Below are 20584 nucleotides of genomic sequence, written 5' to 3'. Positions count from 1 at the left end.
CATGATCACATGCGTCGTGCGGTACACGATCGACCCGAAGCAGATCGCGGCCTTCGAGCGGTTCGGCCGACGCTGGATGGAACTGGTGCAGGCCCACGGCGGCACGCACCACGGCTACTTCCTTCCGGCGGAGGGTGCGAGCGACGAGGCCCTGGCCCTGTTCAGCTTTCCCGGACTGGCCGCCTACGAGGAGTACCGGCGGCTCTTCGGACGGGACCCCGAGTTCGTCGAGGCGGACCGCATCCGCGACGACAGCGGATGCGTGCTGCGGTACGAGCGCACCTTCATGCGTCCGCTGCTGCCCGGCGATCCCGCGGCGGCCGGCACCGCGCCCGGACCGGCGGCCGGGGGCCCGGAGGAGACGCCCCGGTCCGGCTCCTAGGCGCCGGCCGGTTCCGTCGTCCGGCGGACCGTCGTGGCGATCGTCGCCGAGCCCACCACGCGCGTGCCGTCGTACAGCACGATCGCCTGGCCGGGGGCGACGCCCCGGACGGGCTCGTCGAAGGTGACCCGCAGTTCGCCCTCCTCCATCGCCGCGCTCACCGGCGTCTCGCCGCCGTGGGCGCGGAGCTGGGCGGTGTAGCGGCCGGGGCCCTCCGGGGCGGTGCCGCACCAGCGGGGCTTGATCGCGGTGAGGGCGGTGACGTCGAGGGCCTCGACGGGGCCGACCGTGACGGTGTTGTTCACGGGCGAGATGTCGAGGACGTAGCGGGGCTTGCCGTCCGGAGCCGGGTGGCCGATCCGCAGGCCCTTGCGCTGGCCGATGGTGAAGCCGTACGCGCCCTCGTGGGTGCCGACCTTCGCGCCCGCCTCGTCGACGATGTCGCCCTCCGCCGTCCCCAGGCGGGCGGCCAGGAAGCCCTGGGTGTCGCCGTCGGCGATGAAGCAGATGTCGTGGCTGTCGGGCTTCTTCGCGACCGCGAGCCCGCGCCGCTCGGCCTCCGCCCGGATCTCGTCCTTGGTGGTGAGGGTGTCGCCCAGCGGGAACATCGCGTGCGCGAGCTGCTTCTCGTCGAGCACGCCGAGGACGTACGACTGGTCCTTGGCCGTGTCGGAGGCGCGGTGCAGCTCGCGGGTGCCGTCCTCGCCCAGGACGACGGTGGCGTAGTGGCCGGTGCAGACCGCGTCGAAGCCGAGGGCGAGCGCCTTGTCGAGGAGCGCCGCGAACTTGATCTTCTCGTTGCAGCGCAGGCAGGGGTTGGGGGTGCGGCCGGCCTCGTACTCCGCGACGAAGTCGTCCACGACGTCCTCGCGGAACCGCTCGGCCAGGTCCCACACGTAGAAGGGGATGCCGATGACGTCGGCGGCCCGGCGCGCGTCGCGGGAGTCCTCGATCGTGCAGCAGCCGCGCGCTCCGGTGCGGAACGACTGGGGGTTCGCGGAGAGGGCGAGGTGGACGCCGGTGACGTCGTGGCCCGCCTCGGCGGCACGGGCGGCGGCGACGGCGGAGTCCACGCCGCCCGACATGGCGGCGAGGACCCGGAGGGGGCGGGCGTGGGGGCGCTGGGGCGGGGTCTGAGTCATAGCCCCACCAGGGTACGGGGCGCCGGGAACCACCGTCGCGGTAGTAAGCGTTCTCGAAGGCATGGGGAGCAAGGGGAACGGGGCGGTGGGGCGGCGGGCCGTCCTGCTCGGCGGCGGGGCCGCGGTGGTGGGCACGGCCGTGCTCGCCCGGGAGGAGCTGGCGCGCTTCTGGTGGCGGCTGCCGGGGTCGCAGAGGAAGCGGGTGGAGGGGGAGCTGGACCACGCGGGCGCGGAGTGGACGTCGGCGGCGCGGGCGAACTGGCGGCGGGCGGACCGGCCGGACGACTACACGATCGACCGGGTCGTGATCCACGTCGTGCAGGGCAGCTACGCGACCGCCCTGCGGGTCTTCAAGAACCCGGGGCACGGGGCCGCCGCGCACTACGTGGTCCGCAAGGACGGGCACGTGGCGCAGATGATCCGGGAGCTCGACGTGGCCTTCCACGCCGGGAACCGGGACATGAACGAGCGGAGCATCGGCATCGAGCACGAGGGCTTCGTGGACCGGCCGGAGGACTTCACGGCGGCGATGTACGAGGGGTCGGCGCGGCTGACCGCCGACATCTGCGCCCGGTACGGGATACCCGTGGACCGGGAGCACGTCATCGGGCACGTCGAGGTCGAGGGCACCGACCACACCGATCCCGGTCCGCACTGGGACTGGGACCGGTATCTGCGGCTGGTGCGGGAGGCGTCGAAGAAGCCGGCGTGAGGGGGCGGGGGCGGGGCCGGGCTCAGGTGAGGCCGGCCGTGCGGGCCCGCTCCACGGCCGGGCCGATCGCGTCGGCGACCGCCGCCACGTCCTCCTTGGTGGAGGTGTGGCCGAGGGAGAAGCGCAGGGTGCCCCGGGCCAGGTCGGGGTCGGTGCCGGTGGCGAGCAGGACGTGGCTGGGCTGGGCGATGCCGGCGGTGCAGGCGGAGCCGGTGGAGCAGGCGATGCCGGCCGCGTCGAGCAGCAGGAGCAGCGAGTCGCCCTCGCAGCCCGGGAAGGTGAAGTGGGCGTTGGCGGGGAGCCGGTCGACCGGGTCGCCGCCGAGGATCGCGTCGGGGACGGACGTGCGGACGGCGGTGACGAGCTCGTCGCGCAGGGCGCCGACCTCGCGGGCGAACTCCTCGCGCCGCTCGGCGGCGAGCCGGGCGGCGACGGCGAAGGCTGCGACGGCCGGGACGTCGAGGGTGCCGGAGCGGACGTGCCGCTCCTGGCCGCCGCCGTGCAGGACGGGCACGGGGGTGTGCTCGCGGCCCAGGAGCAGGGCGCCGATGCCGTAGGGGCCGCCGATCTTGTGGCCGGAGACGGTCATGGCGGCGAGTCCGGAGGCGGCGAAGTCGACCGGGACCTGTCCCACGGCCTGGACGGCGTCGGCGTGCAGGGGGACGCCGAACTCGGCGGCCACGTCGGCGAGTTCGCGGACCGGCATGAGGGTGCCGATCTCGTTGTTGGCCCACATGACGGTGGCCAGGGCGACGGTCTCGGGGTCGCGGGCGAGCGCCTCGCGCAGGGCCTCGGGGTGCACCCGGCCGTGGCGGTCGACGGGCAGGTACTCGACCCGCGCGCCCTCGTGGACGGCGAGCCAGTCGACGGCGTCGAGGACGGCGTGGTGCTCGACCGGGCTGGCCAGGACGCGGACGCGGCGGGGGTCGGCGTCGCGGCGGGACCAGTAGAGGCCCTTGACGGCGAGGTTGTCGGCCTCGGTGCCGCCGGAGGTGAGGACGACCTCGCTCGGCCGGGCGCCGAGGGCGGCGGCGAGGGTCTCGCGGCCTTCCTCGACGGTCCGCCGGGCCCGCCGTCCGGCGGCGTGGAGGGAGGAGGCGTTGCCCGTGACGGCGAGGTGGGCGGTCATCGCCTCGATCGCCTCGGGCAGCATGGGCGTGGTCGCGGCGTGGTCGAGGTAAGCCATGGTGGGTCGATTCTACGAGCCCGCCGCGGCGCTCCCGGCGCCCGGCCCGTTCGCGCCGCCGTACCCGGGTGTGCCGCCGCCCCGCCCCTGTGCGGCAAGGGCGGGGCGGCGGTGGTCCGGGCGTACGGGTGTACGTACGGGGGTGCGGGCGTACGGGCTCAGCCGCGCGGGGCGCGGGCGAGCTGGCGGGACTGGGCGACCAGGCGGTCGGCGCTGTCCCAGACCTCGGCGTCCTCCTCCAGGAAGCCGCCGGCCAGGTTGCGGGTGGTGATGGAGACCCGCAGCGGGCCGGGGGCCGGGCGGCAGCGGACGTGGGCGGTGAGCTCGACGGTCGGGGTCCAGCCCTTGAGGCCCAGCTCGAAGGAGGTCGGCGGCAGGGCGTCGACGGTGAGCAGCAGGGAGAGGGCGTCGGGCTCGCGCCCGTCGGCGAGGCCGAACCAGGCGCGCATCTCGCCCTTGCCCGAGGGCGCGCCGATCGCCCAGCCGACGCAGGCCGGGTCGAGGCGGATGTCGAGCCGCTCGGTGATGGCGGAGGAGCCGGGGATCTGCGGGGTGGGGCCGTCGGAGGCGCCGAAGCAGTTCTCGATCGGGGCCATCGCCGGGGGCGTCGCGCTGGTGCGGACGTCGTCGGGGAGGGCGTCGAGGTCGCCGTACGAGGCGAGGACGCGGATGCGCTCGACCTCGGTGCCGTCCTCGGCGTACTGGAAGAGCGAGGCCTGTCCGGTGGAGAGGGTCCGGCCGGTGCGGACGGTCTCGGTCCGGATCACCGCGGGGCCCGGGACGGACGGCGTGAGGTAGTGCGCCGAGATCGTGAACGGGTCGGGGTGCGGGAGGTGGTGGCCGAGGGCGCGGCCGAGCAGGGCGAGGAGGTAGCCGCCGTTGACGGCGTGGATGATCGTCCAGCCGGCGGAGAGGTCGGCGTCGTAGACGCCGGGCTCCCGGAGGGTGACGGCGGTGTCGCGGTCGAACTCGTTCGTGACGACGGCGTCCGTCCCGGCGTCCGTCTCGGTGCTCGTGCTCATGGATCCGAAGGTACCGCAGGTTACTACTGAGCGGTAGCTTTCTCCGGCTCCTCGCTGGTGGAGGAGCGGCGGTTCCAGGCGCGGGGCGCGCGCCAGTGGTAGCGCATCGCGAGGAGGCGCAGCACGAAGGCGGTGAGGACGGCGGCGCCGCTCGTGAAGGCGTTGAGGGTGTCGAAGCGGATGCAGAGCACGACCGTCGTCGCACCCACGATCGCCGGGACGGCGTACAGGTCCCGGTCCCAGCGCAGCAGCGAGGGCACCTCGTTGGCGAGCACGTCGCGCAGGACGCCGCCGCCGACGGCGGTGGCGAGGCCGAGGGCGGCGGAGGAGGTGAGGCCGAGGCCGTAGTCGTACGCCTTCGTCGTCCCCGTCACGCAGAAGAGGCCGAGCCCGGCGGCGTCGAACACGTTGACGGCGGCCTGGGTGCGCTCCACCTGGGGGTGCAGGAAGAAGACGAGGACCGTCGCGACCAGGGGCATGAGGAAGTAGCCGAGGTCGGTGAAGGCGGCGGGGGGCACGGCGCCGATGATCAGGTCGCGGAAGAGGCCGCCGCCGAGGGCGGTGACCTCGGCGAGGACGGCGATGCCGAAGACGTCGAAGTTCTTCCGGACGGCGAGGAGGGCGCCGGAGATGGCGAACACGAAGATGCCGACGAGATCGAGGGCGTGTTGGACGGAGGGGGTGAACAGGTCGTGGAGCACCGCCCAATTGTGCCGGTAGTTCCCGTGGGGGGTGGGCGTCGGCCTGTGGGGCGGGCCCGGTGCGCCGGCGCCCTCGGCGGGGCCGGAGCGTCCCCCGCGTCTCGCTCCGGCCCCCTCCGGTGGGTGGGGAGGGGATCTCCCCCACCCCGCCCCTTCCCGAAACCCTGACGGGACCGGGGGCCGCGCCCCCGAACCCCCCTGACGCGAGCGCTCCGCGCCGCGAGCCGGTGCCGCCCTCGGGTCCGGCGCCCCGGGCGGTCCGGCCGGCCCGCCGGGCGTGACCCGACCGGAGCGGTCCGGCCGACACGCCGGGCGGGCGCGGTCCGGCCGGGGCGGTCCGGCCAGGGCAGTCCGACCGGGGTGGTCTGGCCGGGGCGGTCCGGCCGACTCACCGGGCGGGCGCGGTCCGGCCAGGGCAGTCCGGCCGACTCACCGGGCGGGCGCGGTCCGGCCAGGGCAGTCCGGCCGGGGCGGTCCGGTCGACCCGCCGCGCGGGGCGCTCGGCCCTGCCGGGCGCGGAGCCCAGGGCGGGCGCGGAGCCCAGGGCGGGCGCGGAGCCCAGGGCGGGCGCGGAGCCCAGGGCGGGCGCGGAGCCCAGGGCGGGTGCTGCCCGCACACGCGAGAGGTCCCCGTCGCCCGGTGGCGACGGGGACCTCTCGGGGTTCACGCCTTCGGCGCGTCGCCCTCGGCGGCGGGGTCGGCAGCGACCTCGGCCGACTTCGTCGCCTCGGGCGCGGGCTCGGCAGCGACCTCGGCCGCCCCGCCCGTCTCGGCGGGCGCCTCGGCAGGTGCCCCGGCCTTGGCCCGGACGTCCGCCTCCGAAGCCGCCCCGGCCTTGGCCGAAGCCTCCGCAGGCTCCCCGGCCTTTGCCAGGGTTTCCGCCTCCACGGGCACCTCCACCTCGACCGGGACCTCCGCCCCCGCAGCCGCCCCGGCCTCGACCGGAGCCTCCGCCCCCGCAACCGTCCCGGTGGTGGCGGCCGACACCGTCGGCTCCGGGCGTTTCGTGATCTCCACCGACTCCCGTGCCCCCGGCAGCGTCACGCCCTCCGTGTTCTCCGGGTGGTGGCAGGCCACGCGCTGGCCCGGGCGGAGTTCCAGGAGCGGGGGCTCCTGGGTCTTGCAGATCTCCGTCGCCTTCCAGCAGCGGGTGTGGAAGCGGCAGCCCGGCGGCGGGGCGATCGGGGAGGGCACGTCCCCGTTGAGGAGGATGCGCTCGCTCTTGACGCCCCGGCGGCGCGGGTCCGGGACCGGGACCGCCGACATCAGGGCCCGGGTGTACGGGTGCATCGGGGCCGTGTACAGGGACGTGCGGTCCGCGAGCTCGACGATCTTGCCGAGGTACATCACGGCGATGCGGTCCGAGACGTGCCGGACGACCGAGAGGTCGTGCGCGATGAACACGTAGGTGAGGCCCAGCTCGTCCTGGAGGTCGTCCAGGAGGTTGACCACCTGCGCCTGGATGGAGACGTCCAGGGCCGAGACCGGCTCGTCCGCCACGACCAGCTTCGGCTTGAGCGCGAGCGCGCGGGCGATGCCGATGCGCTGGCGCTGGCCGCCGGAGAACTCGTGCGGGTAGCGGTTGTAGTGCTCCGGGTTGAGGCCCACCAGGCCGAGGAGGCGCTGCACCTCCTTCTTCACGCCGCCCTCGGGCTCGACGCCCTGGAGCCGGAAGGGCGCCGAGACGATCGTGCCGACCGTGTGGCGCGGGTTCAGCGAGCCGTACGGGTCCTGGAAGATCATCTGGATGTCCCGGCGGAAGGGACGCATCCCGGACACCCCGAGGTGGGAGATGTCCTCGCCCTGGAACTCGACCGTGCCGCCGGTCGGTTCGAGCAGGCGGGTGATGAGCCGGCCCATCGTCGACTTGCCGCAGCCGGACTCGCCGACGACGCCGAGGGTCTCGCCGGGGTAGACCTCGAAGTCGAGGCCGTCGACCGCCTTGACCGCGCCGGTCTGGCGCTGGAGCAGGCCCTTCCGGATGGGGAAGTGCTTCTGCAGGCCGGTGACCTTGAGCAGGGGTTCCATGGTCTCGCTCACAGCTTCGGCGCAATCTCTTCGGTCCAGATGCGGGTGCGCTCCTCCTGCGGCATGTGGCAGGCGGAGTAGTGGCGCTCTCCGACGAGCTCCAGCTCGGGCCGCTGGGTGCGCGTGATGCCGCCCTCGGGGACGTCCGCGTACGGGCAGCGCGGGTTGAAGGCGCAGCCGCTCGGGATGTTGATGAGGCTGGGCGGGTTGCCCTTGACCGGGATGAGGCGGTCGGTCTGCTCCCGGTCGATGCGGGGCATCGAGCCGAGCAGACCCCAGGTGTAGGGGTGCTGCGGCTCGTAGAAGACCTGCTCGGCCGGGCCGCGCTCGACGCAGCGCCCGCCGTACATGACGAGGATGTCGTCGGCGAGCTCGGCGACGACGCCGAGGTCGTGGGTGATGATGACGACCGCGGAGCCGAACTCCTTCTGGAGGTCCCGCATCAGGTCGAGGATCTGCGCCTGCACGGTCACGTCGAGGGCCGTGGTCGGCTCGTCGGCGATGAGCAGCTCGGGGTTGTTGACGAGCGCCATGGCGATCATCGCGCGCTGCCGCATGCCGCCGGAGAACTCGTGCGGGTAGTTGTCGAACCGCTTGGCGGGCTCGGGGATGCCGACCCGGTCGAGGAGTTCGACGGCCCGGGTGCGCGCCGTCTTCTTGTTCACGTCGTGGTGGACGCGGTACGCCTCCACGATCTGGGCGCCCACCGTGTAGTACGGGTGCATCGCGGAGAGCGGATCCTGGAAGATCATGGCCATCTCGCGGCCGCGCATCCGGCGGACCTCTTCCGGGTCGGCCGAGAGCAGCTCGCGCCCGTTCAGCCAGATCTCGCCGGAGATCCGGGCCTTCTGCCGGCCGTACTGGCCGACCGTGTGCAGGCCCATGATGCCGAGCGAGGTCACCGACTTGCCGGAGCCGGACTCGCCGACGATGCCGAGGGTCTTGCCCTTCTCCAGCTGGAAGGAGAGGCCGTCGACCGACTTGACCAGACCGTCGTCGGTCGGGAAGTGGATCTTCAGGTCGCGGACGTCGAGGAAGGCGCCGGACGGGGCGGAGCCGCCCGCGGTGGCGGCGGGCTCCTCCACCGCCGTTCCGGTCTTCGGCAGCTTGTCCGTCATGCGAGCCTCACTCGGGGGTCGATCACCGCGTACAGAAGGTCCACCACGAGGTTGGCGATGACCACGGAGGCGGCCGTGATGAGGGTGACCGCGAGGATCACCGGCAGGTCGCGGTCGCCGACCGCCTTGAAGGCGGCGTTGCCGAGGCCCGACAGGTTGAACGCGGTCTCGGTCAGGACCGCGCCGCCGACGAGGGCGCCCAGGTCCATGCCGAAGATGGTCAGGATGGGGGTCATGGTGGAGCGCATCGCGTGCTTGCCCAGGACGACCGACTCCGGCAGGCCCTTGGCGCGGGCGGTGCGGATGTAGTCCTCGCCGAGGACCTCCAGCATGGTGGCGCGGGTGAGGCGCGCGTACATCGCCGCGTAGAGGAAGGCGAGGGTGACCCAGGGCAGCAGCAGGCCGACGAACCACTCGCCCGGGGACTCGGTGAACGGCACGTACGTGGCGTCCAGCCAGCCGAGCTGGGTGCGGAAGAGGAACATCGCCAGCATGGCGGTGAAGTAGATGGGGAGCGAGACGCCGGCGAGCGCGGTGACCATCGCGGCCCGGTCGACCATGGTGCCGCGCTTGAGCGCGGAGACGACGCCGGTGGTGACGCCCATGAGGAGCCAGAGCACGGCCGCGCCGAGGACCATGGAGAGGGTGACCGGGATCCGGTCGACCAGCATGGTCCAGACGTCCTGCTCGGTCTTGAAGGAGTAGCCGAAGCACGGGGCCGCGCAGTGGATGCTGTCGCCGCCGCCGACGTAGTCGCGGCCGACGAAGATGCCGGAGACGAAGTGCCAGAACTGCACCAGGATCGGCTCGTCCAGGCCCAGCTTCTGCCGGATGCCCTCGATGGAGGCCGGGTCCGCCTGCTTGCCGACGAACATCGCGGCAGGATCGCTGCCGGTCAGCTTGGGAATGAGGAAGAAGATGCTGAGCGTCACGAGCGTGACGACGAGCAGCATCACGACGACCGCGAAGAGTCGCCGGACTATGTATGCAAGCATGCGGTCGGCCGGTCGGCGGCCGGGGGACCCGATCGGGTCCCCCGGCCGCCGCCCTCGGCCATCACCTGCCCTTCGGACCTGGCGGCGGGTGGTGCGCCGGTGGAGCGGGTCGGATTACTTGACGACGCCGAGCGACGCGTAGTCGTAGCGGCCGTTGTAGGCGTCCGCCGTGTAGACGTTGGTCAGCCGGGAGCTGCGCCAGATGATGTTCTTCTCGTGGGTGAAGGGCAGGTAGACCGCGGCCTCCGACACCTTCGTGTTGATCTGCTTGTAGAGCTCGCCGGCCTTGACCGGGTCGGTCTCCTTCAGCGCCTGGTCGAACAGGCCGTTGACGGCCTTGTCGTTCAGCTCCGAGAAGTTGTTGTTGCCGCTCTGGAGGATGAAGCGGCCGTCGACCAGCGGCTGGAGGAAGCCCTGGCCCGACGGGAAGTCGGCGCCCCAGCCCATGATGATGATGCCGTAGCCCTTCTCCTTGACCACCTTCGGCGAACCGATGATGCCCGAGGTCTGGGCGCCGTCGAACTGGTCGATCTGGGCCTCGATGCCGACGGCCTTCAGCGACTGCTGGAGGGACTCGGCGGTGGCGATCTCGATCGGCTTGTTGTTGCGGACCGCGATGGTGGTCTTGAAGCCGTTCGGCTTGCCGCACTTGGCGAGGGCCGCCTTGGCCTTCGCCACGTCCGCCTTGCCCGCGAGCTTGCCGTACGGGTCGGCCTTCGGGTCGGCGCCCTTGATCGCCGGGGGCAGCATGTTGGAGGCGATGTCGCCACCGGCCTGCGGGCCGCCGCGGGCGGTCTGGAGGGACTTCGAGTCGGCCGCGTAGATGATGGCCTTGCGGCACTCGACGTTGTCGATGACCGTCTGCGGGAAGACCGCGTAGCGGATGAAGCCCGTCTGCGGGTTGTCGACGTTCTCCTTGTGCTGCTGGAGCACCTTCTGGCGGGCGGCGGCGCCGACGCCGGTCGCGTTGATGTCGAGGTCGTACTCGCCCTCGATCAGGCGGTTGTCCATGTCGTCGGCGTTCGTGGTGAACGTGACGCTGATCTTGTCCGGCAGGGCCTTGCGGACGGTGTCCGTCTTGGCGTCCCACTTGTCGTTGCGGACGAGCTTGATCGACTTGTTGGGGGTGTACGACTCCCACTTGTACGGGCCGGAGGAGAAGGGCTTCAGGCCGTACTTGGACTTGGTGTCCTTGTCCTGGCGGACCGGGGAGGCCGCGGGCATCGCCAGCATCTGCAGGAAGTCGCCGTTGGCGACCGGCAGCTTGAAGACGATGGTCTTGTCGTCCGGGGTCTCGATCGCCTTCAGGCCGAGCTTGTCCGCGGAGGTGTCCTTGTACGGGCCCTTGTACTCGCCCTTGGGGTCGAGGACCTGCTGGAGGTAGATCGGGCCGCCGGAGATGACGTCCTGGGCCCAGATGCGCTCGATGCCGTACTTGATGTCCTTGGAGGTGATCGGCTTGCCGTCCTCCCAGGTGACCCCGTCCTTCAGGGTGAAGGTGTAGGTGAGGCCGTCGGCCGAGACCTTGCCGGTGTCGGTGGCGAGGTCGGAGACCAGCTCGGTGGAGGCGGCGCCCGGCTCGGCCTTGAAGGTGACCAGCTGGCGCGTGTAGTAGCGGGCGAAGTCCCACACGAAGCCGTAGTAGCCGCGCTGCGGGTCCCAGTTGTCGGCCTCCTGCGAGCCGATGAACTTCAGCTCGCCGCCCTTCTTGTCGGAGGCGTTGAGGACCTTGTTGACGCCGCCGTTGAAGGCGAGGCCGTCCTTGCCCTTGTCGCCGCCGCTGCCGCCGTTGCCGCCGCCGCAGGCCGTGGTGACGACCATCGTGGCCGCCGCGAGCAGCGCGCCCGCGGCGATTCTGCGCCTCTGAGAGCTCATCAGGGTCATGGGTCTCGCAACCTCCGGGATAGTGGCGGCCGTTACGGCGGTCCGCCGGTGGGGATGGGCCTCCTGTCGCCAGCGGCAGGGGCGGTTCGTGCGGGTCGTCGGCGTACGGTCAGCGGGAGCCCTTCGGGTCCAGCGCGTCGCGCACGCCGTCGCCGAAGAGGTTGAACGCCAGGACGGTGATGAAGATCGCGAGGCCGGGGATCACCATGAACAGGGGGTCCGACTCGTAGGTGTTGACGGCCTTGGACAACATCTGTCCCCAGGAGGCGGTGGGCGGCTTCACGCCGGCGCCGAGGAAGCTGAGGGCCGCTTCGGTGAGGATGTTGGTGGGGATCATGAGGGTCGCGTAGACCGTGATCGGGGCCACCAGGTTGGGCAGCAGCTCCTTGCGGAGGATGTAGAGGCGGCCGGCGCCCAGGCTGCGGGCGGCCTCCACGTACTCGCGCTCGCGCAGCGAGAGGGTCTGGCCGCGGACGATGCGGCCGACGTACGGCCAGCCGAAGAAGCCGATCACCAGCACGAGGGCGGCGATGCGCACGCCCGACCCCTCGATCCCGAACAGTTCGGGGGGCAGCACCGAGACCAGCGCGATCGTGAAGAGCAGCTGCGGGAAGGCGAGCATGACGTCCATGACCCGGCTGAGGGCCGCGTCGATCCAGCCGCCGAAGTAGCCCGCGACGATGCCGAGGACCGTGCCGAGGAGGACCGCGAAGACCGCCGCCAGGAAGGCGACGAGCAGCGAGATCCGGGCGCCGTAGACGATGCGGCTGAAGACGTCGCGGCCGTTGACCGGCTCGACCCCGAGGAGGAAGTCGGAGCTGATGCCGCCCCAGGAGCCGATCGGGGTGCCGAAGAGCGGGTCGATCCGGTCCTCGTGGAACTCGTCCGGCGGGTGGCCGAGGAGACCGACGATGAGCGGCGCGAAGATCGCGACCAGGATGAGGAAGAGGACGACGCAGGCGCCGGCGAGGGCGAGCTTGTCGCGCTTGAGGCGGGTCCAGGCGATCTTCCAGGGCGAGCGGCCCTGGATCCCCTTCTCGGGAGTGCCGGGGGTGCCGGAGGAGCCGGGATCGGCGGGCACGCCGTCGACGGTGGCGGTCGACGCGCCCGCACTGGTCTCGTGCAGTGGTGCCGTCATCGTGGTGAGGACCCCTCTCGGCCGCCGGTAGCCGGCCCTTGCCCGCCGCGGGTAGCGGCTCGGTGGAACAACCTGCCGGGTACCTGCTCGAAAAGGAGCGGAACACCCGGTGTTCCGGGGAGTCTTCAATGCGCTCGTGATCACCCGCCAGCCCTGACGAGGAATGTTTGCTCAAACGTGATGCGGTGCTGCGACTTCCGTTATCCGGACGTCGTGCGGGCGTGAGCGGACCATCTCGGGCCCTCTTCCCCCCAATCGGACATGTCACCCAACTGGGCGTTTGAGCTCTTCAATTGGGGCGAACGAAGGCTTCCGACGGGACCCGTGGGGCGGACGGGGAGACAGGGGCCGTCTCAGTATCCGGACGGCGCCGCCGGCGGGTAGCCGTATCCCGGGGCGGGGGCCGGGCCGCGCCCCGCGTGCGCCTCGCGGTCGTAGAAGGGGCGCGCGTTCGCCCGCAGCCAGAGCGCCACCGGGTCGTACGCGTCGGAGAGGGCGACCGTCGAGACGGGCAGCCCGTCGGGGACGGAGCCGATGGACCGGCTCATCATCGACCGGACCGTGTCGACGGCCGCCGGGGAGGTGTCGTACAGGTCGAGCCCGATGACGAGGTACGGGGAGCCGAGCGCGGGCTGCACCCAGCCGCGGCGCAGCGCCCGGACGGCCGGGGTGCGGTGCGCGTTCTGGGTGATCAGGGCGTAGAACTGCGGGATCTCCAGGGCGGGCTCGGTGACGCGCAGCGGCCCGGCGGGCATCCGGTCGAGGCCGGTGGCGATCCGGCGCAGGTCGGCCCAGGGGATGCCGACGCCGCCGCCGGGGGCGTGCGGGTTCAGCCAGACGCCCCAGCGGTCCGGGTAGAGGGCGCGGGCGATCTCGCGGCCGGTGACGCGCTCGTGGCCGCGGTTCCAGCCGGAGGCGGCGAGCTCCTGGTCGGAGGTGACGCAGGGCGCGTAGCCGAAGCCGTCGACCTCCATGTTCCCGTACTGGGCGTCGGGCGAGCCGGGCGTGCCCTGCCAGAGGAGCATCCGCAGCTCGCCGTCGGCGAGGGCGTGCAGCAGCCGCTCGTACGCGTCGTAGCGTCCGGGTGCCACCTGGCGCAGCATGTGCTCGACCTGACCGGCCGCAGCGGTGCCTGACGCACTCACCCTGGGTCCCGCCCCTCTTCCGTCCACCGAATCAGTTCAGCTTAAACAGGGAGCCGCTCACACGGCGGCGCGCTGGTAGAAGGGGCGGACCCGCTCCACCATCCAGTCCCCGACCGGGTCCTGCGCCATGTCGAGCAGGATGAGGTTGACCGGCCAGGCGACCTCGACGCGGCCGAGGGCCCGGCCGAGGGCGTCCAGGGGGGCGGTCCGGTCGGCGCCCTCCCAGTGGGAGAGCTGGACGCCGATGAAGAGGGCCGGCTCGGTGCCCTCGACGCTGGCGAGGGCGCGGCGGGCGGTGGCGACGACGCCGGTGGCCTCGAACTCGGCGGAGGCGGCGGCGAGGAAGTCGACGGGGTCGTCCTGCCAGTCGGGCTCGAAGAGCCGGACGCGGCCGCCGGACGCGGGGCCGTCGAGCGGGGTCCGGCCGGCGCGGCAGAGCTCGGCGACGGCGGGCGGGGGCAGCGGGACGCCGACGGTGCCGCCGGGGTTCACGGCGATGCCGAGCTGCGGGGGCAGGCCGCGGGCGAAGTCGCGGGCGGGGGCGACGGCGAAGGACATGTGGTCGCCGGCGCAGGCGCGGAGCTGCTGCTCGGAGCTGAAGACGGGGACGTAGGCCGCGCCCTCGATCTCCATGGTGGCGAGGTCCAGGTCGGGGCTGTCGGGTCCGCCGCCGTTGGGCAGGGGGACCCAGACCGGGCTGCGGCCGAGCACCTCCAGGAGGCGGCCTCCCGCCCCGGGGTTGCCGAGCGAGGCGGCAAGCACCTCTTCGAGCTCGTTGCCCGGCCACGTCACGTCCACGGTCCCGTTCCCCTTCTCGCACGGCCTGCCGTACCCGGCGGCCCGGCAGCACCCTAACGCCGCCCGGGCGCCGCCGTGGCCGGAAGGAAGGGGGTACGGGCGCCCCGGACGGGTCACGGGCGCGATCAGGCCGCCTCCCCGAAGCCGATCGTCCGGAGGGCGTCGGCGGCGTCCCGGTCGAGCAGGGTCACCGAGGCGCAGCCGTGCGGGAGCCGGCCGGTCCCGGCGGCCCGCAGCAGCCGGCCGACCGCGCGCCGGTGCCGGGCGAAGGCGTACGCGGAGACGCCCCGGCCCCGGGCGTGCTGCCCGGCCCTGGCGGTGTCCGGGGTGACGTCGAGGAGGACCAGGTGCAGCTCGCTCCCCCGCCGGCGGGCCTCGCGGGCGAGCCAGCCGCGCACCCAGGACTGGGTGCCGCAGTCGTGCACGACCACGCTCGCGCCGGAGCGCAGGGCGCGGCGCAGCCCGGCGTAGTGCGCGACCCGGACCAGGGGGCGGTAGAGCGCGTACGGCAGGAGGCGGGGCATCCGGGCCTCCCAGCGCTCCCGGGCGTCCTGGGAGTCGACGCCCCGGTCCCCGGCGGCCCGCTTCATGAGGGTGGACTTGCCGCTGCCGGGCAGCCCGGAGACGACCACGAGGTCCCCGGCCGCGAAGGCCAGGGCGCGGGGGCCCCGGCCGCCGCGCTCGCGCAGGTCCCGCAGGATCCGGCCCCGTCCCCGGGTCCGGGCGCGGGCCCGTGGGGACGGTATGCCGGTACTCGTCGCGTACGCGCCGGTGTGCTGGATCGTCATCGCCTTCTCCCCCTGACGGGCCTCGGGAGACCCTTCCCAAGAAGTGTAAAGAAACGGTAATGGGGCACAAGCGATTTGCCGCGCCGACACCGCGTGCAATGATGTGCCCGCCAGGACCTGTCCGGCCCTGGGCGCGCACAGTCGCCGTACAACCGCATACCGGCCGTTCGAATCCGCGCGGGAGAGTTCCGGAGCGCGACGTGGGTCACCACGGAGTGTGTCCGGGCGCCGAAGGAGCAAGACCCTCCCTTGAATCTCTCAGGCCCCGTACCGCGTGGATGAGGCAGATCTGAAAAGCGGGACACCGTCGTGTCCCCACCCAAGGTGCAAGCCGGGCTCTCGGTGACGAGATGCCCCCGGTGAACCTCTCAGGTTCCATGACAGATGGGGAGGACGTCCTCGCCCGTCATGTCTTCGTCACCGAACGCCCTTGGGACCCGGGAGCCACCCCATGACCTCTGCCCCCCGCCTGACCGCCCTCGACGCGCTGCATCGTTCGCTGGGCGCGACCATGACCGACTTCGCGGGCTGGGACATGCCCCTGCGGTACGGCAGCGAGCGCGACGAGCACAACGCCGTCCGCACCCGGGCCGGCCTCTTCGACCTGTCCCACATGGGCGAGATCACCGTCACCGGGCCGCAGGCCGTCGAGCTCCTCGACTTCGCCCTGGTCGGCAACATCTCCACGGTGGGCACCGGCCGCGCCCGGTACACGATGATCTGCCGCGAGGACGGCGGCATCCTGGACGACCTGATCGTCTACCGCCTCGGTGAGACCGAGTACATGGTGGTGGCCAACGCCTCCAACGCCCAGACCGTCCTGGACGCCCTCACCGAGCGCGCGGCCGGCTTCGACGCCGAGGTCCGCGACGACCGCGACGCGTACGCCCTGATCGCGGTCCAGGGCCCGGAGTCCCCCGGCATCCTGAAGTCGGTGACCGACGCCGACCTGGACGGCCTGAAGTACTACGCCGGCCTGCCGGGCACGGTCGCGGGCGTGCCCGCGCTCATCGCCCGGACCGGCTACACCGGCGAGGACGGCTTCGAGCTCTTCCTGAAGCCGGAGCACGCCGAGGGCGTGTGGAAGGCGCTGACCGGGGCGGGCGAGGGCGTCGGCCTGATCCCCTGCGGCCTGTCCTGCCGCGACACGCTCCGCCTGGAGGCGGGCATGCCGCTGTACGGCCACGAGCTGACCACCTCCCTCACCCCCTTCGACGCCGGCCTCGGCCGGGTCGTGAAGTTCGAGAAGACGACCAACGAGGGCCGCTTCGTCGGCCGCGAGGCCCTGGAGAAGGCCGCCGAGCGCGCCGAGACCGCCCCGCCGCGCAAGCTGGTCGGCCTGGTCGCCGAGGGCCGCCGGGTCCCGCGCGCCGGGTTCTCCGTCGTCAAGGACGGCGAGGTCGTCGGCGAGGTCACCTCCGGCGCCCCGTCCCCGACCCTCGGGAAGCCGATCGCGATGGCGTACGTGGACGCGGCGCACGCGGAGCCGGGCACCCCGGGCGTGGGCGTGGACGTCCGGGGCACCCACGAGCCGTACGAGGTCGTGGCGCTGCCCTTCTACAAGCGCCGGAAGTGACGCATCCGTCCCATCCGGCGTCTCACCCCGCAAGACCGACGTTCATCAGCACTCCCCCGATCCAGGAGAATCAGGTCATGAGCAACCCCCAGCAGCTGCGGTACACCAAGGAGCACGAGTGGCTGTCGGACGCCGAGGACGGCGTCGCGACCGTCGGCATCACGGAGTTCGCGGCCAACGCGCTCGGTGACGTCGTCTACGCCCAGCTCCCCGAGGTCGGCGACACCGTCACCGCGGGCGAGACCTGCGGCGAGCTGGAGTCGACGAAGTCCGTGAGCGACCTGTACTCCCCCGTCTCGGGTGAGGTCGTCGCCGCCAACCAGGACGTGGTGGACGACCCGTCCCTGGTGAACACGGCTCCGTTCGAGGGTGGCTGGCTGTTCAAGGTGCGCGTCGCGGGTGAGCCGGACGACCTGCTCACCGCCGACGAGTACGCCGCGTTCTCCGCCGGGAACTGAGACCGGGCCCGAGACCCCTAGGGATCGATTCATGTCGCTTCTGAACACTCCCCTCCACGAGCTGGACCCCGACGTCGCCGCCGCCGTCGACGCCGAGCTCCGCCGTCAGCAGTCCACCCTCGAGATGATCGCCTCGGAGAACTTCGCTCCGGTCGCGGTCATGGAGGCCCAGGGCTCCGTCCTCACCAACAAGTACGCCGAGGGCTACCCGGGCCGCCGCTACTACGGCGGCTGCGAGCACGTCGACGTGGCCGAGCAGATCGCGATCGACCGGATCAAGGACCTGTTCGGCGCCGAGTACGCCAACGTCCAGCCGCACTCCGGCGCCTCCGCGAACCAGGCCGCCCTCTTCGCGATCGCCCAGCCGGGCGACACGATCCTGGGCCTGGACCTGGCGCACGGCGGCCACCTCACCCACGGCATGCGCCTGAACTTCTCCGGCAAGCAGTTCGACGTGGTCGCGTACCACGTGGACGGGGCCGGTCTGGTCGACATGGCCGAGGTCGAGAGCCTCGCCAAGGAGCACCGCCCGAAGGTGATCATCGCGGGCTGGTCGGCGTACCCGCGCCAGCTGGACTTCGCGGAGTTCCGCCGGATCGCGGACGAGGTCGGCGCCTACCTGTGGGTCGACATGGCCCACTTCGCGGGCCTGGTCGCCGCCGGTCTGCACCCGAACCCGGTGGAGCACGCGGACGTGGTGACCTCCACCACGCACAAGACGCTCGGCGGCCCGCGCGGCGGCATCATCCTGGCGAAGAAGGAGTTCGCCAAGAAGCTGAACTCCTCCGTCTTCCCGGGCTTCCAGGGCGGCCCCCTGGAGCACGTGATCGCGGCCAAGGCCGTCTCCTTCAAGGTCGCGGCCTCGGAGGAGTTCAAGGAGCGCCAGGAGCGCACCCTGGAGGGCGCCCGGATCATCGCCGAGCGCCTGGTCCAGGACGACGTCACGGCCCACGGCGTCTCGGTCCTGTCCGGCGGCACGGACGTGCACCTGCTCCTGGTCGACCTGCGCGACTCGGAGCTGGACGGCCAGCAGGCCGAGGACCGCCTCCACGAGGTCGGCATCACGGTCAACCGGAACGCGGTCCCGAACGACCCGCGTCCCCCGATGGTCACCTCCGGCCTGCGCATCGGCACGCCGGCGCTCGCGACCCGCGGTTTCGGGGCCGAGGACTTCCGCGAGGTCGCGGACGTCATCGCCGAGACCCTCAAGCCGGGCTTCGACGCCGACAAGGCCGAGGCCCTCAAGGCCCGGGTGACCGCCCTCGCGGACAAGCACCCGCTGTACCCCGGCCTGTAGTGACACCGCAGTAATAGTGACACCGTAGTAATTTCGTACGCTTTTGTTCGTACGGACTTCCGGGGCACCGCGCACACTGGAACAACGGGCGCGGTGCCCCGACCCGTGTCCCCCGCCCCCACGCGCTCTCTGCACCACCCCGGCAGACAACGACGTCCAGCCCCCCACAAGGAGTCATCCCGTGGCCATCTCGGTCTTCGACCTGTTCTCGATCGGCATCGGTCCGTCGAGCTCCCACACGGTGGGCCCCATGCGCGCGGCCCGGATGTTCGCCCGCCGACTGAAGAACGAGGGCCTGCTGGCCCACACCGCGAAGGTGCGGGCGGAGCTGTACGGCTCCCTCGGCGCCACCGGCCACGGCCACGGCACCCCCAAGGCCGTCCTGCTCGGCCTGGAGGGGAACTCGCCCCGCACGGTCGACGTGGAGCACGCGGACGAGGAGTTCGAGCGGATCAAGGCGAGCGGCCGGATCAACCTGCTCGGCGCCCACGAGATCCCCTTCGACTTCGACGCCGACCTGATACTGCACCGGCGCAAGGCGCTCCCGTACCACGCCAACGGCATGACGGTCTTCGCGTACGACGCGGAGGGCGGGCTCGTCCTGGAGAAGACGTACTACTCGGTGGGCGGCGGCTTCGTCGTCGACGAGGACGCCGTGGCGGGCGAGAACCCGATCGTGCCGGACGACACGGTCCTGAAGTACCCCTTCCGCACCGGCGACGAGCTGCTCCGCCTCGCGAAGGAGACCGGCCTGTCGATCTCCGCGATGATGCTGGAGAACGAGAAGGCCTGGCGCACCGAGGACGAGATCCGCGCGGGCCTCCTGGAGATCTGGCGGGTCATGCAGTCCTGCGTCTCGCGCGGCATGTCCCGCGAGGGCATCCTGCCCGGCGGCCTGAAGGTCCGCCGCCGCGCGGCGAACTCGGCCCGCAAGCTGCGCTCCGAGGGCAACCCCGAGGCCCACTCGATGGAGTGGATCACCCTGTACGCGATGGCGGTGAACGAGGAGAACGCGGCGGGCGGCCGGGTGGTCACGGCCCCGACGAACGGCGCGGCCGGCATCATCCCCGCCGTCCTGCACTACTACATGAACTTCGTCCCCGGCGCGGACGAGGACGGTGTGGTCCGCTTCCTCCTCGCGGCCGGCGCGGTCGGCATGCTCTTCAAGGAGAACGCCTCGATCTCCGGCGCCGAGGTCGGCTGCCAGGGCGAGGTCGGCTCGGCCTGCTCGATGGCGGCCGGCGCCCTCGCCGAGGTCCTGGGCGGCTCCCCGGAGCAGGTGGAGAACGCCGCGGAGATCGGCATGGAGCACAACCTGGGCCTGACCTGCGACCCGGTCGGCGGCCTGGTCCAGATCCCCTGCATCGAGCGCAACGGCATGGCGGCGGTCAAGGCCGTCACGGCCGCGAAGATGTCGATGCGCGGCGACGGCAGCCACCTGGTCTCCCTCGACAAGGTCATCAAGACCATGAAGGAGACGGGTGCCGACATGAGCGTGAAGTACAAGGAGACGGCGCGGGGCGGCCTCGCGGTGAACATCATCGAGTGCTGAGCCCCTGGCCCCGGACGGGCGGCGACCACGGTCGCGCGGCCCGTCCGGGCGGGCGGGTCAGGCCTTGCTGAGGTGCGACCAGAACTCGTCCCACGACAGCCGGCCGTCGCCGTTGTCGTCGCGCTGCTTGATGAGCGCCTCGGCGACCGTCTCGGTGACGTTGAAGTCGCCCAGCTGGGCCATCACGCTCTTGTACTCCGCGGCGGTGATGAAGCCGTCCCCGTCCACGTCGTACCGGTTGAATGCCGTGCGTGCCGACTCGATGTCCGCCACTGTTTCCGCCCCTTCATGGTGCTTGTCTGACGGGGGTCAGATTAGCCGCCCCGGCCCGGCCGGGTGCGGGTGGTCCCGGCGGAAGGGGGCGTCGGGGTCCGTCGGTGGCGGTCGAGGCGATTCGGGGGTGTTCGCGCACCCCCGTCGACCATCCAGCATGCGGACAACCCCGGGAAACAAACAACGAACCGCATAGTCATTCACTATTTACAAGGCAGGTGCCGCATGTCACCAACGATTCACAATTAGAATGTCAGCGTTTGTTCCGTTTTGCCCCGCTAGGAACTTTTGGTGATGCGGCACTTCTCTGACATAGTCGATGACACGACCCCCATTGACCCGGGCCAGGTCGACACGGCGGCCGTGGATACACCCCCCCGTCCACGGCG

General features: G+C 72.1%; 20 protein-coding genes and 1 riboswitch. Of the genes, 6 read left to right on the top strand and 14 right to left on the bottom strand.

All coding sequences use genetic code 11. The features are described 5' to 3' along the window. Nucleotide 1 precedes the first annotated feature (1 nt). Nucleotides 2–382, top strand: a complete 381-nt coding sequence (locus ACIP5O_RS07495) for an NIPSNAP family protein (protein ID WP_401289721.1) — start codon at nt 2–4, stop codon at nt 380–382. Here the strand turns inward: ACIP5O_RS07495 and mnmA are convergent. Beyond that, entirely contained in the window at nt 379–1524 is a 1146-nt protein-coding gene (gene mnmA, locus ACIP5O_RS07490) for a tRNA 2-thiouridine(34) synthase MnmA (protein ID WP_401289718.1), read from the bottom strand. The two genes, ACIP5O_RS07495 and mnmA, sit on opposite strands and share 4 nt — an antisense overlap. A gap of 61 nt (nt 1525–1585) precedes the next feature. Between mnmA and ACIP5O_RS07485 the strand changes: the two genes are divergently transcribed. Beyond that, complete coding sequence (locus tag ACIP5O_RS07485; protein WP_401289715.1) at nt 1586–2236, top strand: N-acetylmuramoyl-L-alanine amidase; 651 nt, start codon at nt 1586–1588, stop codon at nt 2234–2236. Nucleotides 2237–2258: 22 nt separating this feature from the next. Here ACIP5O_RS07485 and ACIP5O_RS07480 read toward each other — a convergent pair whose 3' ends face one another. The 12 genes from ACIP5O_RS07480 to ACIP5O_RS07425 all read right to left on the bottom strand — a co-directional run bounded on the left by ACIP5O_RS07480 (nt 2259) and on the right by ACIP5O_RS07425 (nt 15039). Further along, nucleotides 2259–3422, bottom strand: coding sequence for a cysteine desulfurase family protein (locus ACIP5O_RS07480; RefSeq protein WP_401289712.1), 1164 nt, complete (start codon nt 3420–3422; stop codon nt 2259–2261). A gap of 158 nt (nt 3423–3580) precedes the next feature. Next, a complete protein-coding gene (locus ACIP5O_RS07475) occupies nt 3581–4444 on the bottom strand; it encodes a thioesterase family protein (RefSeq protein WP_401289709.1) in 864 nt (287 codons plus the stop codon). 23 nt (nt 4445–4467) lie between these two features. Then, on the bottom strand, nt 4468–5145 hold the full coding sequence (locus ACIP5O_RS07470) for a trimeric intracellular cation channel family protein (RefSeq protein WP_125663640.1): 678 nt from the start codon (nt 5143–5145) through the stop codon (nt 4468–4470). 388 nt (nt 5146–5533) lie between these two features. Further along, the gene (locus ACIP5O_RS07465) at nt 5534–5761 is read right to left on the bottom strand and encodes a hypothetical protein (protein ID WP_401289707.1); all 228 of its coding nucleotides are present in this window, start codon (nt 5759–5761) and stop codon (nt 5534–5536) included. Between the two features lie 47 nt (nt 5762–5808). After that, on the bottom strand, nt 5809–7173 hold the full coding sequence (locus ACIP5O_RS07460; RefSeq protein WP_401290174.1) for an ABC transporter ATP-binding protein: 1365 nt from the start codon (nt 7171–7173) through the stop codon (nt 5809–5811). Nucleotides 7174–7181: 8 nt separating this feature from the next. Next, nucleotides 7182–8291 (bottom strand): ABC transporter ATP-binding protein, encoded by a 1110-nt coding sequence (locus tag ACIP5O_RS07455; RefSeq protein WP_401289705.1) that lies wholly within the window; start codon nt 8289–8291, stop codon nt 7182–7184. After that, nucleotides 8288–9286, bottom strand: a complete 999-nt coding sequence (locus tag ACIP5O_RS07450; protein ID WP_401289703.1) for an ABC transporter permease — start codon at nt 9284–9286, stop codon at nt 8288–8290. The genes ACIP5O_RS07455 and ACIP5O_RS07450 overlap by 4 nt, the downstream gene beginning before the upstream one ends. Nucleotides 9287–9400: 114 nt before the next feature. Further along, nucleotides 9401–11170 carry an ABC transporter substrate-binding protein gene (locus ACIP5O_RS07445; protein ID WP_401289701.1) on the bottom strand — a complete coding sequence of 590 codons (1770 nt, stop codon included), beginning with the start codon at nt 11168–11170 and terminating at the stop codon, nt 9401–9403. Nucleotides 11171–11279: 109 nt separating this feature from the next. After that, entirely contained in the window at nt 11280–12308 is a 1029-nt protein-coding gene (locus ACIP5O_RS07440) for an ABC transporter permease (RefSeq protein ID WP_401289698.1), read from the bottom strand. Between the two features lie 353 nt (nt 12309–12661). Next, on the bottom strand, nt 12662–13453 hold the full coding sequence (locus tag ACIP5O_RS07435) for an enhanced serine sensitivity protein SseB C-terminal domain-containing protein (protein ID WP_401289696.1): 792 nt from the start codon (nt 13451–13453) through the stop codon (nt 12662–12664). Between the two features lie 57 nt (nt 13454–13510). Beyond that, nucleotides 13511–14251: an enhanced serine sensitivity protein SseB gene (locus tag ACIP5O_RS07430; RefSeq protein ID WP_401289693.1), complete on the bottom strand. Its 741-nt coding sequence runs from the start codon at nt 14249–14251 to the stop codon at nt 13511–13513. A gap of 125 nt (nt 14252–14376) precedes the next feature. Next, nucleotides 14377–15039 (bottom strand): AAA family ATPase, encoded by a 663-nt coding sequence (locus ACIP5O_RS07425; RefSeq protein WP_401289692.1) that lies wholly within the window; start codon nt 15037–15039, stop codon nt 14377–14379. A 168-nt stretch (nt 15040–15207) separates the two neighbouring features. Continuing rightward, a riboswitch (glycine riboswitch) is annotated at nt 15208–15322 on the top strand. Nucleotides 15323–15490: 168 nt separating this feature from the next. On the opposite strand from ACIP5O_RS07425, the gene gcvT reads away from it, so the two are divergent. The 4 genes from gcvT to ACIP5O_RS07405 all read left to right on the top strand — a co-directional run bounded on the left by gcvT (nt 15491) and on the right by ACIP5O_RS07405 (nt 19922). Continuing rightward, a complete protein-coding gene (gcvT, locus tag ACIP5O_RS07420; RefSeq protein ID WP_401289690.1) occupies nt 15491–16615 on the top strand; it encodes a glycine cleavage system aminomethyltransferase GcvT in 1125 nt (374 codons plus the stop codon). Nucleotides 16616–16692: 77 nt separating this feature from the next. Then, entirely contained in the window at nt 16693–17073 is a 381-nt protein-coding gene (gcvH, locus tag ACIP5O_RS07415; protein WP_030218599.1) for a glycine cleavage system protein GcvH, read from the top strand. 31 nt (nt 17074–17104) lie between these two features. Beyond that, on the top strand, nt 17105–18370 hold the full coding sequence (gene glyA, locus ACIP5O_RS07410; protein WP_401289687.1) for a serine hydroxymethyltransferase: 1266 nt from the start codon (nt 17105–17107) through the stop codon (nt 18368–18370). Nucleotides 18371–18551: 181 nt separating this feature from the next. Further along, nucleotides 18552–19922: an L-serine ammonia-lyase gene (locus ACIP5O_RS07405; RefSeq protein ID WP_401289685.1), complete on the top strand. Its 1371-nt coding sequence runs from the start codon at nt 18552–18554 to the stop codon at nt 19920–19922. 57 nt (nt 19923–19979) lie between these two features. On the opposite strand, the gene ACIP5O_RS07400 is transcribed toward ACIP5O_RS07405, so the two are convergent. Next, a complete protein-coding gene (locus tag ACIP5O_RS07400) occupies nt 19980–20195 on the bottom strand; it encodes an EF-hand domain-containing protein (protein ID WP_015036303.1) in 216 nt (71 codons plus the stop codon). Nucleotides 20196–20584 lie beyond the last annotated feature (389 nt).

Origin of the sequence: Streptomyces sp. NPDC088915, from assembly GCF_044749825.1 — a bacterium.
Lineage (GTDB): Bacteria > Actinomycetota > Actinomycetes > Streptomycetales > Streptomycetaceae > Streptomyces.
Note: the sequence above shows the minus strand (reverse complement) of the source record. Positions and strands in the feature narration are given on the sequence as shown.